The organism is Pseudomonas koreensis (assembly GCF_036668835.1).
GTDB lineage: Bacteria > Pseudomonadota > Gammaproteobacteria > Pseudomonadales > Pseudomonadaceae > Aquipseudomonas > Aquipseudomonas koreensis_I.
This window is the reverse complement of record NZ_JAZEVW010000001.1, coordinates 187,922-203,438: the sequence shown is the minus strand read 5'-3', so window position 1 is coordinate 203,438 and position 15,517 is coordinate 187,922. Positions and strand designations below refer to the sequence as shown.

Sequence of the window (15,517 nt, the reverse complement as noted above, 5' to 3'; positions counted from 1 at the left end):
AATCACCTCTTGCTCTTGATCGCAGTGCCGAGCACTTGCAGGTAGGCGACGAGGGCGTCCATTTCGGTCTTGCCCTTGAGGCTGGCGACCGCGCCGCTGATGTCGTCGTCGGTGTACGGCACGCCAAGGGTGCGCATGGTTTTCAGCTTGGTTTCGGTGTGGCTGCTGTCGACCGCTTGGGTGACCAGCCAGGGGTAGGCCGGCATCTTCGATTCCGGTACAACGTTGCGCGGGTTGTACAAGTGCGCGCGGTGCCAGTCATCCGAGTAACGCGCGCCAACGCGGGCGAGGTCCGGCCCGGTGCGTTTCGAACCCCACAGGAACGGGTGATCCCAGACGCTTTCACCGGCCACCGAGTAGTGCCCGTAACGTTCGGTTTCGGCGCGAAACGGGCGGATCATCTGCGAATGGCAACCGACGCAGCCTTCGCGGATATAGATGTCGCGCCCTTCCAGTTGCAGCGCGGTGTAGGGCTTCATGCCTTCCACCGGTTTGTTGGTGACGTCCTGGAAGAACAGCGGGACGATCTGGGTCAGGCCGCCGATGCTCACGGCGAACACCATCAGCAGCATCAGCAGGCCCACGTTCTTTTCAATCGTTTCATGTTTCATGGCGGACTCCTCAGGCCATCTGCGCGGCAGCGACGACGTCGGCAGGCTGCGAGGCCCGCACGGTGCGCCAGGTGTTGTAAGCCATCAGCAGCATGCCGCTCAGGAAAATCGCTCCGCCGATCAGCCGCACGACAAAGCCCGGATGGCTGGCCACCAGGGTTTCGACGAAGGAGTAAGTCAGCGTGCCGTCTTCGTTCACCGCACGCCACATCAGGCCCTGGGCAATGCCGTTGACCCACATCGACGCGATGTAGAGCACGGTGCCGATGGTCGCGAGCCAGAAATGCGCATTGATCAGGCCGATGCTGTGCATCTGCGCCTTGCCAAAGATTTTCGGGATCATGTGGTACAGCGCGCCGATCGAAATCATCGCCACCCAGCCGAGCGCGCCGGCGTGAACGTGGCCGATGGTCCAGTCGGTGTAGTGGGAGAGGGCGTTGACGGTCTTGATCGCCATCATCGGCCCTTCGAAGGTCGACATGCCGTAGAACGCCAGCGACACCACGAGGAACCGCAGGATCGGGTCACTGCGCAACTTATGCCAGGCGCCGGACAAGGTCATCATGCCGTTGATCATGCCGCCCCAGCTCGGCGCCAGCAGAATCAGCGACATCACCATGCCCAGCGACTGCGCCCAGTCCGGCAGCGCGGTGTAGTGCAAGTGGTGCGGGCCGGCCCAGATGTACAGGGTGATCAAGGCCCAGAAGTGCACGATCGACAAGCGATACGAATACACCGGACGCTCGGCCTGTTTCGGTACGAAGTAATACATCATGCCGAGGAAGCCTGCGGTGAGGAAAAAGCCCACGGCGTTGTGGCCGTACCACCACTGCACCATCGCGTCGGTTGCACCGGCGTACAGCGAATAGGACTTGGTGAAACTTACCGGCAACTCAAGGTTATTGACGATGTGCAGGATCGCCACGGTGATGATGAAACCGCCGAAGAACCAGTTGCCTACATAGATGTGCTTGGTCTTGCGCTGCATGATCGTGCCGAAGAACACGATCGCGTAGGCGACCCAGACGATGGTGATCAGAATGTCGATCGGCCATTCCAGCTCGGCGTATTCCTTGGAACTGGTGTAACCCAGCGGCAGGCTGATCGCCGCCAGCAGGATCACCAGTTGCCAGCCCCAGAAGCAGAACGCGGCGATTTTCGGTGCAAACAGTTGCGTCTGGCAGGTGCGTTGCACCGAGTAGAACGAACTGGCGAACAGCGCGCAGCCACCGAAGGCGAAGATCACCGCGTTGGTGTGCAGCGGGCGCAGACGGCCGAAACTGGTCCAGGGCAAATCGAAGTTGAGTTGCGGCCAGACCAATTGCGCCGCGAGAAAAACCCCGAGGCCCATGCCGACGATGCCCCACACCACCGTCATAATGGCGAATTGGCGGACCACCTTGTAGTTGTAGGCGGTACTGATAGAAGTGTTCATGGTTCCCCATCCACGGTTCAGCCGAAGTGAGCGCGCGCAAACGACGCGAATCCTTCGCCTGGAGTTATAGGCAGACTAAAAGCGAGGCAAGCATGGACAAACAGCACAAGGCCAGTATTGACGGGGATCAATGGGCGCAGTGTGTGCGTGATCATGGGTGGCTTTGGGATGCCGCTGTTGGTGAGGCTTCGGCGACGTTGATCCTGGCGCATGGGTCTGGGGCGCCGATGGATAGCGACTGGATGAACGACATGGCTGGGCGCCTTGCCGGGCTTGGGGTCAACGTGTTGCGGTTTGAGTTTCCTTATATGGCGCAGCGGCGGGTTGATGGGGTTAAACGGCCGCCGAATCCTGCGGCGAAGTTGTTGGAGTGCTGGCGGGAGGTGTTTGCGGTTGTGCAGCGTCAGGTCGCTGGGGTTTTGGCGATTGGCGGGAAATCGATGGGGGGGCGGATGGCCAGTTTGCTGGCGGATGAGTTGGGGGTGGATGCGCTGGTGTGTCTGGGGTATCCGTTTTATGCGGTGGGGAAGCCGGAAAAGCCGCGGGTTGAGCATTTGGCTTCGCTGCGCACGCGGACGTTGATTGTGCAAGGCGAGCGGGATGCGCTTGGCAATCGTGAGGCTGTCGAGGCTTACGATCTATCGCCGAGTATTGGGGTGTTTTGGTTGGCCTCCGGGGACCATGATTTGAAGCCGCTCAAGGCTTCTGGCTTTACGCATTCGGATCATTTGGCGAGTGCTGCGCAGAAGGTGGCTGAATTTCTTCGCGCCTGAGTTATAGCCGGGCCGGTATTTTGAATTGCATGAAGCTCTGCCCCCTTTCCCCCTCGCCCCCCTTGGGGGAGAGGGTTGGGGTGAGGGGGTTCGCTTTTGATCTTGGCTCTTGAGGACATATCCGTTGCTGCGGTAACGGCTGCTTAGGGTTCCGCCCTTACGGCGGGTCACCTTTTTCAAACGCCAAAAAGGTAACCCAAAACGCTTGCTCCTACGTACGGCCCTCGCAGGCTCGGGTCCCTTCGCTCCGGGATCGATCTGGGCGCAGCGGCTACGGTTTGCTTCGCTGCACCTCCTTGCGCTGTGTACGACTTCGTCGTACGGTCGCTGCGCTCCCTCGCCCGGATCGATCCCTCTACTCAGCCTTCCGACGTCGCCGGTGGATCAAGATCAAAAGCACTCGAGCTAACGCTCATTGTTGAGTGGTTAGAAGCGTCGCATGGCTTGGGATTTGTGGTGGATTCGCCCCTCACCCCAGCCCTCTCCCCCTGGAGAGGGAGCCGATTTTTGAGCGTTTCAAATTTTGCGTACGACTCGGTATTGCAGGTTGGTGTAGCTCTCGCATCGCCCACGGTCAGTCCCCTCTCCCTCTGGGAGAGGGCTAGGGTGAGGGGCTCTTGATTTTCAAACTCAAGTTCGACTCGGTATTTCATGTCGGCGCATCTCTCGCATTCACCTTGGTCAGTTCCCTCTCCCTCTGGGAGAGGGCTAGGGTGAGGGACAATTTCACTGACAGGTTAAAAAACTGGAAGCTCTCTCGGTCCGGCATTTTCTGTGCGTAAACATGATTTTTTGAGCGTGTTTAAAGTACACAGGCCGTTACGCCATAACGCCTACAACTCCTTGCGCCGTCGCCTACGCGTACGCCAGAATCCGCCGGCTTACACGGCTATGGGGCGGGCTATATCGTTTGTCGGTCACTGCAAATCAGTGACCGGGTTTGGTAGCCCGTCTGTAATAGCCGTGTGGCGACACCTGATTGAAGCTTCTCTATCGAGGCTCGATTTATGGTGGTCATGCGTGGGGCTCACTTGTGAGCGCCGGGTTCCTATTGCAGCCGGTCTACCAACCCGCGTATGGCCACCACCCACTCGTTTGGTAGCGAGCGTGATGGCTTCCTAAACTGCGATAGGAGTTTCATCCATGTTCAAAATCACACCCAATCCACCCGTCACCGACCAAATCCCCCACGATCCAGCGCATACCCCGCAAAAGATCAAAGAAGCCACCGACCGCGCCCTCGATTACTACCTCAAACCCGAAGACCTGGCGGCCGCGCCAAGCGCGCCGAAACACCGCCCGGTCTATCTCGTCGACCCGACACTGGATGACGAAACCCTGCTGGTCGAGGCGAGCGCGTCGCTTTCATATGCTCATGCCATGGCCGGCAACATTGCCCACTCGATAGGCGGCCCGGAGCGTAAACCGCTGCTGGCGCTGCAACAGGTGATCATGCTCAACGAGCTGCTGGTCAATCGACTGTTGGATAAGCTGAAGTTGCCTCAATAATTCCGCTGGTTGTTATAGCCTCATCGCGAGCAGGCTCGCTCCCCCAGGAGATTGGTGTCTGGCAAATAATCTGTAATCGCCGCAGATCCAATGTAGGAGTGGGCCTGCTCGCGATGACGGCTTGCCAGACTCCGTCGGTGACCCGTTGAGGAAATAGCGGGCCAGCAGCGTGGAATTGCGTGTGGCGCAGTTCAGTGCAGCGCCATCACCCTTACTCGTTCAAATCCTTGACCAGATAGTCGCCAACAATCTGCGAAACACCGGTCAACGCGGTGCGTACCAGTTCCGGTTCGGTGCGATAGCGCAGCGGCTCGTAACCGTAGGTGTTGGCGCCGTTAAACGGGGTGATCGGCTCGTTGCGCTGCCAGATCAATTCGTCGCCGCGCTTCATCACGCCGCTGACCGCAATGGTCGGGTAAACCACGCTGCTGAACCCCTGGGTCAGAGCGAAGCCCCAGTTGAATACGGTCAGTTCAATCTGCGCGTCCGCCGGTTCGTTGGCGCCGACGATTTTGAAGCGGCCGCTGGCGGCGAGTTTTTCTTCGAAGCTCTTTTTCACCAGGTCGCCGAGGTTGATGTTGGCGGTTTCCATGTTGTACAGGATCGCATCGACGGTCGACATGGAGGCCAGGTCGCCGGCCTTCAAACCAGCGGCAAAACCGGCACCGCCGAGTGCCGCCGTACCGATTTTGCCAGCGCCCGCCGCCAGACCTACGCCGGTGCCGACGCCCGCGCCAATGGCGGCGCCCCATGCTTGTTCGCGGCCCATATAGCTCATTTCCCGGGGTTTCCATGACACCGGGAGGATTTTCACGGTGTGGATCTGGGTACGGTATTCGGGCTTGAATTTCTGGTTGGCGCATCCGGCCAGGAACAGAACGGCGAACATCAGGACAGCGAACTTCTTCATGAAGGACTCACAACAAGGAACGGATTTGCGGAGGTTGTCGTCCGCATGCAGGAATTCTGAAGGGGGAGTGCATGCTAATGTGCCACTATCGCGGCGACACAGTCCCGCGCCTGAATTGCGCTGCTGCCAGAACGTGGAAGCGCGTATCGGAAAACTCGCTGAACACACACAGCCGCAAAGGCTAGCGTTTCGCGCTCTATTGCGAGAGACCTGTCATGGATGACCTGTTGGCTACATTATCCGGGCGCATGCAATATCTGGTGTGCACGTCGTTCGCGGCGCTGTCTGGAGCGTGAAGGATTTTCGTGATTCGCATGAATACAGGGTTGGTGTGATTGCGAAAAACCATAAACGGATGGTCGCTCGAAAATGCTCGGAAGCGACTGGACATGGAGTGACGATCCTGTGAGGCATAAAAGGCCTCGCGAGCAGGCTCACTCCTACAGGAAGCCGTGGCCGGACGCATAATTAGTGACAACGGCAGATCGAGTGTAGGAGTGAGCCTGCTCGCGATAGCGGTCTGCCAGACGTCACCAATCCCGGAACCAAGAAAACCGGGCAACTTTCACCGTCCGGGCCGGTCTGCGTGATTGAGTAGCGACCGGCAAACGATAGAACCTGACACCCACAAGCACCAATCGGCGCATTCCGGCGCAATTGTAGGCAATGTCTGCATTGTTTCAGGAGGGCGTCCCCGGTAGTGATAACACTCATCGCGGGCGAGGAACACGCTGAGCGACTATGTGCTCTGAGGGAAATGTTCGCTCAGCTCTATTGCCACGCCGTATTTTTTCTTCAAACCAGCATCATGAGTGACAATTATTAAGCAGGGTATGTTGGCGGCGAGCCAATCAATGATTTTGCGAGCTGTTATCCCGTCAAGTGAAGAGGTCGGCTCGTCTAGTATTAACGTATGTTTATCTCTTAGAATCGCTCGGCCAATAGCAATTCGTTGTCTTTCTCCCCCGCTCAGTTCATTGTTCGCGGCGCCTATCACGGTATCCAATAATTTTTCTGTATAAGAGTCGTCTTGTGAAAACCCCAGAAGTTCAATGACCCATCTTAGCTTTTGCGATGAGATATTCTTCGCTCCATAAAGCAGGTTGTCTTTGAGGGTGCCAGCTATGAGTATAGGTTGCTGTGGTGCAACGGAAACCTCAGAGAGTATGAATTCGCTCATGGCCTCGTTTATCAAGTGTCCTCTATAATGTACGGTTCCAGTGTGGTTTTCTTCGAGGCCTAAAAGCGTATTGATGAGTGTTGTTTTTCCTGCGCCAGAATTACCCGATATGATATTTACGCCTTGTTTGAATTGATAGTTGATTCTGGAAAATATAACGTTATTTTCCTTGGTGAGTGATAGGTCTCTAAGAACAAAACCTTGTCCGTTGTGAGAGGTGCTCGGGTAATGCGAAATATTGGTTTTTTCTTCGATATATTTAACGCCGTCATCCAGAGAAACAAGGTTTCCCTGAAGGTTTATCAGTGTTCCAGCCATTAGATGTAATTGCATCGTGAACATTGTAATATAGCCGGTGATCATGATGAAATCACCTGAGGTGAATATCGAATGATAATTCACTCCTGCCAGGATTACGAAAAAAGCTAAAACAGTTCCAATTGCAAGTCCTTGGGCGGCGATGCGAATGCCCATATGAAGATTGGCTTTCCTGATTGTCTTGACATAGTTGTCGAAAAAATTTCTGCCTGCATTGCACTCCTTAAGTTGGGTATTATTGAGCCTTATGTCATAAGTGCGGCCAAGTCTTTCGACTGTATAACTGGATAGTTTGGCGTCTGCCTCAAATAATTCTCGATGAACGCTGGAACTGGACCTGGCGACGTAAATTGATATGCATATAAGTACTAAGGAAGAGAAAAGGAAGAAGAATGCATAGGCGGGGCCCATGATCGCGTACAACACACTTATGGCGATGATGATTTCTACAACGATAGGAGTAATTGTCCAGAATACGCCTATGGTTATCATGCTGAAACTGCTTGCGGATCTGTTTATGTCGGCGACAACAAATCCGGGGTCCAGAGTTTTTTGTTTTTTATATGGATATTGAAAGATTCTGTTAATGATTGTTTCGTAGATTGTAGTGTCGCACTTTGCAAGTATCCAGGCAGATAATATTCCACGTATATTCGAAAGAACCTGCGAGAGAGTCCATATAGCCGAATAAGATGCTGCAAAAAACAGAAACTGTGTTTGCATGCTATTTGATTCGTGAATCGAGTTGGCAGCATTTCTCAATATAACCGGGAGAAGGGAGTTCAGGGCGCTGCAGAGGAGAAATATTGCTGATATTCCGACAAAGCTGGCGGTAAACCAGCGATAGTTTTTTGATATTATTTTAAAGATCTTTATGTATTGATGGAGCCAGTTCATTTTTGAGCAGCCTTATATTGTTAAGATTTTAGGGAGCTTGCGCGACAGGTGTGGATCATCGGCAATGACTTCTCCATTTATTTCAATCCAGGCGTGCGAAAGGAAATCATATAACTGAACGCCAATAAAGAAGTCACAGTTCTTATTGTTTCTCATGGTGTGTTTGAAAAGGCAGATAGAAGATTCGAGGCACTTGACCTTAAATGGCAATACAAACGAGGCGATGCGAATGCCTTGCGCATAGCTTTCAATACTTTCGTGCCAAGCTGATAAAGGGTTTCCTGATAGAGCTTTTTTTGAGGCTCTCATGCTATTTAGGCAGGTTTCCAGGCCACCAAGTGCGATTGTTAGCTTTAAGTGCAGGAGGTCCAGGCATGCCCGCATTGTTGGTAGCAATTTAAAGCGTTGACGAGGGTTTTGCCTTTTTATTCTCCACGTATAGTTATCAATACCTTCATAGTCATCATTCGCTTTTGTTAAAGGGATGGCGTTGTCAATAGAATCAGTGATGATGTTTAGAGAGGTGAGTTCGTGTCGAATCTCGTTGTATTCCTCGCAGTCGTTATCGCCGTTAGTCAGTGTTGCGGTTTGCGATTCGTTAAAAATTAAGTATGTGTCGAGCTTTTCATCTAGGACGACGAGTTGATTATCTATCAAGATGGCATGTGCGTGAGGCTGAAAAGTAAAATCCATTTTGCCTTTTCTCTTTAAGATTTTTTAATTAAGGAAGCGCATATAATGTTCAGCAGATTTTTTTCGACGCCTCCAAATCCCAGTGCTGAGCGATTTATAGAGTTTTCTATGTTGGGCATGTTAATTATATCTTCTTGGCTCATCCAACTGCTGCGGAGCTTGCTTATAATGTCTTTTTGATGAAATTTTAATGCTTTTTGATAGGCGCCTGTTATATGCCCCTTGTCACGTCGAAGTAGTATGTGTGGGTATTTTTTTCTGAAGGCTCGCTTTAATGGTAGTCTGGTTTCACTTTCATCGAACATGCTGTATGGGTCTTGTGTGAGTACATATTCAATGATTTTCTGGCTTGTGAATGGATAAATTATGTTGCCGAACTTGTTAAGGGTCGAACTCATCGAGTTCTGAAAAACGGCCTGAGCTATAGCTTGTACATGTTCCTCGGCCAGGCTCTTGGACTTTATTGCTTTCCTTTGCGGCAAACACTTCGTGTTGAAAAAATAACTTAACTGATCAGCCTCGTTGTTTTGTTTCCGCCTGTTTTGAGTAAGGGTTTGGTAGAGGTTTGACCCTGTCAGTTTGGAGATCGTTGCAGCTATACTGAAACCCTTGAAAAACCTCTTTTCTCTAATTAAATGTTGGAATGCAGCGGAGGGGACGGGGTCTAGAAACAAATGATCACCTCCATGCCCATCCAATACAATGAATTCGTCTCCCAGTTGGGAGAGGATAAAGTCTCTTTCTTTCTTGAATACTTGCTCTGAAGCCATGCTGGAGCTAATGTGGAAATGATCAGTCGGATTCACTTCCTGGAAAAAGTCTTCTGGTTCAAGTTTGAATAATATGTGGTTCACTTCAAGTGTTTTGCATAGAGCGGTGGCTGTGTTTTTATCATTATTTGCACTGCATTTTTCGTCGAACCAAGTGATGGCGGTAACGTGATCTTTCCCAGCGACTTCGATCGCTGCAAGTAGTAAGCACGTTGAATCGACACCTCCCGAGAAACGCACTACAAGCTTTTCATGTTTGTTTTTAATATGCTCTTTGGCGATGTAGTCAATTATCAATTCAAAAGGGTCTTGATTTGCGAATGGGTGTTGGTCTTGAAGGTGGGTGAGGTTGGTTTCAATGGTGCTGGTCTTTAATTTGGCATCGTATGTGTATGTGTGGGATGGAGGGAGCATTAGGAATCCCTGCCAGTAAGTGGGCATTAAAACAGGTTCGTCTTGGGTGAGTTGGCGAATTATTTGATATCTGTCCGGTTCTTTGTTGAATATGGATTGCTCGAAATTGCCACTCACAATACTGCCGATACTACTGTCGATTATTATCAACTTGCAGGATGATAAGGGGTTTGCATGCACTATTTTTTCTGCGGTGGGGTATTGTTGTGCTGAATTAGGGTTGTGCGCTTGATAGCGCTTTTCTTTGTTGTTCATGGCCACTCCTTGGCTTCATGTGAGCTGGACCGGTTATTGAGCGCCCTGTAGGGGTGCTCAATAATGACGTTTAGGCGTTACCTCGGGCTTGGGATTCTAGGGCCGCCGCAATCTGGCCGAAAAATAAAGTATTTGCCTTCCAGGACGCAGCCTCCACCGTAGCCATTTATCGTTGGGGACGCTTTGAACATCAAAGGGCGGCTTGTTTTATCGAGAGTGACGTACTTGTTTCTTTTTAACATGATGCAATCCTCTTTTCTAAGTTAGATGCCTTAATAAGCTGTGGATGATTGTTGAGAGTTGCGTATTGAGTAACGGGGGCAGATCAAGAAACATTTCTCGAACAGGCATTCCCCTGAGGGAACCTGTTCTCAAAATCGTTTCGCGGTTTTTTCAGAACAAGGTCACGATAGAGCCCGTGCGCCAGGCGTACAAGCCAGCGGATTCTGTCGTTGATGTAGGTAATGGCGAGGGGGTCTGTAGGCTTCAGGTGGTGTTGCGATGCGTGTTTTAAACGTGTTCTGGGTTGATCTTAAACATCCTCCGCGAAGTGATCTGATCGTCGAGATTCCTGCATGACCAGCGCCTGTTGGGAATCGGTCTGCCCACAACGTCCGTTTCATACAGGCAAAAAAAAACCCGGAAGCTCACGCCGTCCGGGTTTTTTTCGTTACAGCCATCCAATCAGCGGTTAAACCGCTCCACCAACGAATACTGGGTATTGGCCGTCTTCGTCAGCTCTTCACTGAGCAACGCCGAGTTATGCGCCTGTTCCGAGGTCTGGTCCGCCAGTTCCGAGATGTTGCTGATGTTGCGGCTGATCTCTTCAGCCACCGCACTTTGCTCTTCGGTTGCCGCAGCGATCTGCGTGGTCATGTCGGTGATGTTGGCCACTGCTTCGCTGATGCCGACCAGTGCCTGATCCGCTTCCAATACCCGCGCGACACCTTCTTCGGCCTGGCGATGCCCGGCTTCCATGGTTTGCACGGCGCTGGAGGCGGTCTGCTGCAGCTTGGCGATCAGCGCATGAATCTGCCCGGTGGATTCGCTGGTGCGTTGCGCCAGTTGACGGACTTCGTCAGCGACGACTGCGAAGCCGCGACCCATCTCGCCGGCACGCGCCGCTTCGATGGCCGCGTTGAGGGCTAGCAGATTGGTCTGGTCGGCGATGCCTTTGATCACGTCGACCACGCCGCCGATTTCGTCGCTGTCCTTGGCCAGTTGCGTCACGGTCAGGCCGGTTTCGCCGACGACCACCGACAGGCGCTGGATGGCTTCGCGGGTTTCGCCGGCGATGTCGCGGCCGCGACCGGTCAGGCGGTTGGCTTCCTGGGTGGCGTCAGCGGTGCGTTGTACATGGCTGGCGACTTCCTGGGTGGTGGCGGCCATCTGGTTGACGGCGGTGGCGACCTGTTCGGTTTCCACACGCTGGCGTTCCAGGCCGGTCGAGCTGTTGTGCGCCAGAACGTCGGACTGCCTGGCCTGATCGGTCAGGTGTTCGGCGGTGTCCTGCAGGCGGGTCAGGCAGGTTTTCAGGCGGGCTTCCTGGCTGAGGATCGACATTTCCAGACGCGCTTGCGCGCCGCGGCTGTCGGTGTACATCTGCGCGATCAGCGGGTCGGAAGTGGTCTGCTCGGCCAAGCGCAGCAGGCGCTTGAGCCCGCGTTGCTGCCATTGCAGGCCCATCAGGCCCAGCGGCACCGACAGCGCGGCGGCGAGGGCGAAGCCCCACTGCGAGGTCAGGGTCGCGCCGATCATGAAGCTCAACTGGCTGACCAGAATGAACGGCAGCCAGTCCTGCAGGATCGGCAGCCATTTATCGGTGGATGGAATCGCCGACTTGCCCTGGTTGATGCGTTGGTAGAGCGCTTCGGCGCGGCGGATCTGTTCGGCGGTGGGCTTGACGCGCACCGACTCGTAACCGATTACCTGACTGCCATCAAACACCGGTGTGACGTAGGCATTCACCCAATAATGGTCACCGGATTTGCAGCGATTCTTGACAATGCCCATCCATGGCAAGCCTTGTTTCAATGTGCCCCACATGTGCGAGAACACCGCCGATGGCACGTCAGGGTGACGGACCAGATTGTGCGGTGCACGGATCAGCTCCTCACGCGAAAACCCGCTGATTTCGACGAAAGCGTCGTTGCAGTAGGTGATCACGCCCTTGGCGTCGGTTGTGGAAATCAACCGTTGCTGTGCCGGAAAAGTCCGTTCGCGTTGTGTGATGGGCTGGTTATTACGCATGTTGTTCAATCCGCAAGGCTTTGAAAGGTTGTCGGCGCTGACAGGTTTTTATTGAAGTTTTTTTTCAAATTTAAGTACGGCGTCGCAAAACTGCGCTTGCATCAATTGGCCAGCATCGGATACGCATTGGCGATCCGCGACTGGTTTTCTTGAAGGATTTTTTACACGGGGCGGGGTCGAGGGAACAAGTGAAGGTGTGGCGGCAAACCGGGACAATCCCGAACATGGACAAGACAGTGTCCTGTGGGAGCGAGCCTGCTCGCGAAAGCGGTGGGTCAGACAACATCAATGTCGACTGATCCGCCGTCTTCGCGAGCAGGCTCGCTCCCACATGGGATTTGTGTAGGGATTGGGATCAGCGCTCGTTGAGTTTTGCCGCCGCCCGCTCGGTGATCTCTCTGCGCAACTTCAACGAAGGTGCGGCACGCAGGCGAGCTTCATCGATGATCGCACTCGGTGCGCTGTCCGGGCTGCCGGAGTTGAACGGCGGCGCCGGTGCGTATTCCAGTTGCAATTGCACCAGTTGCGCCGTGTCCGCATCCATCAGTTCCGCCGCCAGCACCAAGGCAAAATCGATTCCCGCAGTAATCCCGCCACCGGTAAACAGATTGCCGTCACGCACCACGCGATCCTTCACCGCAATCGCGCCCAGTGTCGGCAGCAGATCGTGGTACGCCCAGTGCGTGGTCGCGCGTTTCCCTTGCAGCAGGCCTGCCGCGCCGAGCACCAGCGAACCGGTGCAAACGGAGGTCACGTAACGCGCCTGCGCTGCCTGGCGTTTGATGAAATTCAGGGTTTGCTCATCTTCCATCAACGGCCCGACGCCACCACCGCCAGGCACGCAGATCACATCCAGATCCGGGCAATCGTCGAACGTGGTGGTCGGTTTCAACAGCAGGCCGGTGCTGGCGGTGACCGGCATCAGATCCTTCCAGATCAGATGCACCTGCACCCCCGGCAGCGAGGCGAGTACGTCGTAAGGGCCCGTCAGGTCGAGTTGCTGAACCTGGGGAAACAACAGAAAACCGATCTGCAAAGTCATCGTGTTTACTCTCATGAAAAGGGCTGGACGGCTTCACTGTAGGCGCGTAGGTTCTGGCGCATACGCCAATCACCCCACGAATTACGCCAAAATGCCCAAAGCCATTCACGTGCTCGCGTTTGCCAACATGCAGATCCTCGACGTCACCGGGCCGTTGCAGGTGTTTGCCTCGGCCAATGACCTGGCCCGCCAGCGCGGGATGCCTGTCCCGTATGCGCCGATGGTGATTGCCAGCGGCGGCGGGGCGGTGATGTCATCGGCGGGGCTGGCGGTGCTGGCTGAGCCCTTGCCGAGCGAGCCCAGCGATACCTTGATCATTGCCGGCGGCTGGGGCATCTATCCCGCTGCCGAAGACTTGCAACTGGTCGACTGGGTGCGCCAGCACGGCAATCATTGCCGGCGCGTGGCTTCGGTGTGTACCGGTGCGTTTCTGCTCGCGGCCAGCGGCTGGCTCGACGGTCGCCGCGTGGTGACCCACTGGACACGCTGCGAGCAACTGGCGCAGCAGCACCCGAATCTGCACGTCGAGGCCAACCCGATCTTTATCAATGACGGCCCGGTCTGGACTTCGGCGGGAGTCACCGCCGGCATCGATCTGGCATTGGCGATGGTCGAAGAAGACCTCGGCCGCGACATCGCCCTCGATGTCGCCCGGCATCTGGTGGTGTTCCTCAAGCGTCCCGGTGGACAATCGCAATTCAGCGTGACGCTGTCCCTGCAAAACCAGGGCAATCGCTTTGATGAGTTGCATGCCTGGATCGCCGAAAACCTCACCTGCGACCTCGGCATCGCGACGCTGGCCGAACAGGCCGGCATGAGCGAGCGCAGCTTCGTGCGCCACTACCGCGCCGACACTGGCCAGACCCCGGCGCGGGCGATTGAACTGATTCGCGTGGAAACCGCCAGGCGGCTGCTCAGCGACAGCGGCTTGCCGGTCAAACGCATCGCCGCCAATTGCGGGTTTGGCAGTGAAGAGACGCTACGGCGCAGTTTTCTGCGTGCCATTGGCGTGACACCGCAGGCGTATCGCGAGCGGTTTTCAGTCAGCGCTGCAACAGATCCAGTATTGCCTTGAGGGTTTGCTGCGGCGCCTCCTCGGGAATATTGTGCCCGACACCGGCCAAAATTCGCCGCTCGTAAAAGCCGCTGAAATGTTCGGCATCTTCATCCATAACCGTAGGCGGGCCGACGCCATCGTCGGCACCGTACAGTGAAATGGTCGGAACGCTGATCACCGGTTGTTCGGCAAGCGCCTCTTCCATCCACTCCAGTGCCGGATCGCCCGGAGCGTAGCCGAAGCGATGTCGGTAGGAATGAATCGCCACGTCGATGAAATCAGGATTATCAAAAGCAGTCGCGGTCAGCGGATAGCGCTCCTCCCTCCGCGGCCACGTCGGCGACCACAGCCGCCAGAGCAACTGGCATAACTCCCGGCGATTTTGCCTCAGACCTTCGGCGCCACGCGGCGTGTGGAAGTAATACTGGTACCAAAGCCGATGCTCGTCTTCGGGGGCCAACGGCTGATTCGAGTGGGCGATGTCCTGCAACAGGTAGCCGTCGCCGCTGACCAATCCGCGCACGCGTGCCGGAAAAAGCGCCGCGACAATGCACGCCGCCCGACCGCCCCAATCGTAACCGCAAAGCATCGCCTGCCCGATGCCCAGCGCATCCATCAGATCGAGCAGGTCTTGCGCCATGGCGGCTTGTTGGCCAGAGCGTAGCGTTTGTTCGCTGTTGAACCGGGTCGGCCCATAGCCGCGCAAGTACGGCACGATGACGCAATAGCCTTGTGCAGCAAGTGCCGGAGCGACTTCGTCATAGGCTCGCGGAGAGTACGGAAAGCCGTGGAGCAGAATCACCGCCGCACCGGCGGCCGGTCCATGCTGTTCGTAGGTGATGGTCAGGGTAGGGGTAAGCACGGTCTCGATCATGATTGACCACTCCGTTTGAATCGCATTGAAGAACTCTGGACCTGCGATCAGCCTGCCCGGCTCGACTCAACCGACGAGACGCACGCCAACCAGGCATTAAGCCTCGACTTCCGCCACCTGATTGAAATACTTCGTCCGATCCGGGGTAAACGTCACCACCATTTTCGTGCGCGTGCATGTCAGTGAATGTTCGGCGTTCAAATCGATATGCAGGTCTTCGCCGCGAAGCCCTTGCCATTGCGCCAGATATTTCAGCGAGCCGTACTTCTCGAGTTTTTTCAGGCTGCGGCTAACGCCACCTTTCCAGCCAAGTACCGGCAATTCGCCGTCCAGGCATTGCAGTGCCAGTTGCGGAAAACGTATGGCGCGCTGGCGGCCGACTTCCCAGCACTTGATCAGACCCTGGTCGGTGTCTTCCCAGAGTTCGCTGCGGGTCAGGCCGGTGCGAAGAGGGGAGTCGATGCTGCGTTGAATAGGTCGGGACATTCTGCTTCCTTGAATTTCGGGTTTTGTTGGACAGCTCCGCTGG

At 55.1% G+C, this 15,517-nt stretch carries 13 protein-coding genes; 3 read left to right on the top strand and 10 right to left on the bottom strand.

Annotated features, from left to right (window positions below; translation table 11 throughout):
* Nucleotides 1-2: 2 nt before the first annotated feature.
* Nucleotides 3-611 carry a cytochrome-c oxidase, cbb3-type subunit II gene (gene ccoO / locus V6F91_RS00775; RefSeq protein ID WP_090282591.1) on the bottom strand — a complete coding sequence of 203 codons (609 nt, stop codon included), beginning with the start codon at nt 609-611 and terminating at the stop codon, nt 3-5.
* 10 nt (nt 612-621) lie between these two features.
* Complete coding sequence (gene ccoN, locus V6F91_RS00770) at nt 622-2,046, bottom strand: cytochrome-c oxidase, cbb3-type subunit I (protein WP_332761606.1); 1,425 nt, start codon at nt 2,044-2,046, stop codon at nt 622-624.
* A gap of 92 nt (nt 2,047-2,138) precedes the next feature.
* Between ccoN and V6F91_RS00765 the strand changes: the two genes are divergently transcribed.
* Complete coding sequence (locus V6F91_RS00765) at nt 2,139-2,819, top strand: alpha/beta family hydrolase (RefSeq protein ID WP_332761604.1); 681 nt, start codon at nt 2,139-2,141, stop codon at nt 2,817-2,819.
* A 1,143-nt stretch (nt 2,820-3,962) separates the two neighbouring features.
* Nucleotides 3,963-4,328, top strand: coding sequence for a DUF6124 family protein (locus tag V6F91_RS00760; RefSeq protein WP_332761602.1), 366 nt, complete (start codon nt 3,963-3,965; stop codon nt 4,326-4,328).
* A gap of 211 nt (nt 4,329-4,539) precedes the next feature.
* Here the strand turns inward: V6F91_RS00760 and V6F91_RS00755 are convergent, their stop codons facing one another.
* The 6 genes from V6F91_RS00755 to inhA all read right to left on the bottom strand — a co-directional run bounded on the left by V6F91_RS00755 (nt 4,540) and on the right by inhA (nt 13,057).
* Complete coding sequence (locus V6F91_RS00755) at nt 4,540-5,238, bottom strand: hypothetical protein (protein ID WP_332761601.1); 699 nt, start codon at nt 5,236-5,238, stop codon at nt 4,540-4,542.
* Nucleotides 5,239-5,977: 739 nt separating this feature from the next.
* Complete coding sequence (locus V6F91_RS00750; RefSeq protein WP_332761599.1) at nt 5,978-7,633, bottom strand: ABC transporter ATP-binding protein; 1,656 nt, start codon at nt 7,631-7,633, stop codon at nt 5,978-5,980.
* Nucleotides 7,634-7,645: 12 nt separating this feature from the next.
* Nucleotides 7,646-8,326 (bottom strand): lasso peptide biosynthesis B2 protein, encoded by a 681-nt coding sequence (locus tag V6F91_RS00745; RefSeq protein WP_332761597.1) that lies wholly within the window; start codon nt 8,324-8,326, stop codon nt 7,646-7,648.
* 14 nt (nt 8,327-8,340) lie between these two features.
* Nucleotides 8,341-9,765 (bottom strand): asparagine synthase-related protein, encoded by a 1,425-nt coding sequence (locus V6F91_RS00740; protein ID WP_332761595.1) that lies wholly within the window; start codon nt 9,763-9,765, stop codon nt 8,341-8,343.
* A 684-nt stretch (nt 9,766-10,449) separates the two neighbouring features.
* On the bottom strand, nt 10,450-12,015 hold the full coding sequence (locus V6F91_RS00735; RefSeq protein ID WP_332761593.1) for a PAS domain-containing methyl-accepting chemotaxis protein: 1,566 nt from the start codon (nt 12,013-12,015) through the stop codon (nt 10,450-10,452).
* A gap of 355 nt (nt 12,016-12,370) precedes the next feature.
* Entirely contained in the window at nt 12,371-13,057 is a 687-nt protein-coding gene (gene inhA, locus V6F91_RS00730; RefSeq protein WP_332761591.1) for an isonitrile hydratase, read from the bottom strand.
* A gap of 91 nt (nt 13,058-13,148) precedes the next feature.
* Here inhA and V6F91_RS00725 point away from each other — a divergent pair, with 91 nt between their 5' ends.
* On the top strand, nt 13,149-14,132 hold the full coding sequence (locus V6F91_RS00725) for a GlxA family transcriptional regulator (RefSeq protein WP_332761589.1): 984 nt from the start codon (nt 13,149-13,151) through the stop codon (nt 14,130-14,132).
* On the opposite strand, the gene V6F91_RS00720 is transcribed toward V6F91_RS00725, so the two are convergent.
* Entirely contained in the window at nt 14,101-14,988 is an 888-nt protein-coding gene (locus V6F91_RS00720; RefSeq protein WP_332761588.1) for an alpha/beta hydrolase, read from the bottom strand. The two genes, V6F91_RS00725 and V6F91_RS00720, sit on opposite strands and share 32 nt — an antisense overlap.
* Nucleotides 14,989-15,084: 96 nt before the next feature.
* On the bottom strand, nt 15,085-15,474 hold the full coding sequence (locus V6F91_RS00715) for a hypothetical protein (protein ID WP_332761586.1): 390 nt from the start codon (nt 15,472-15,474) through the stop codon (nt 15,085-15,087).
* Nucleotides 15,475-15,517: the final 43 nt, after the last annotated feature.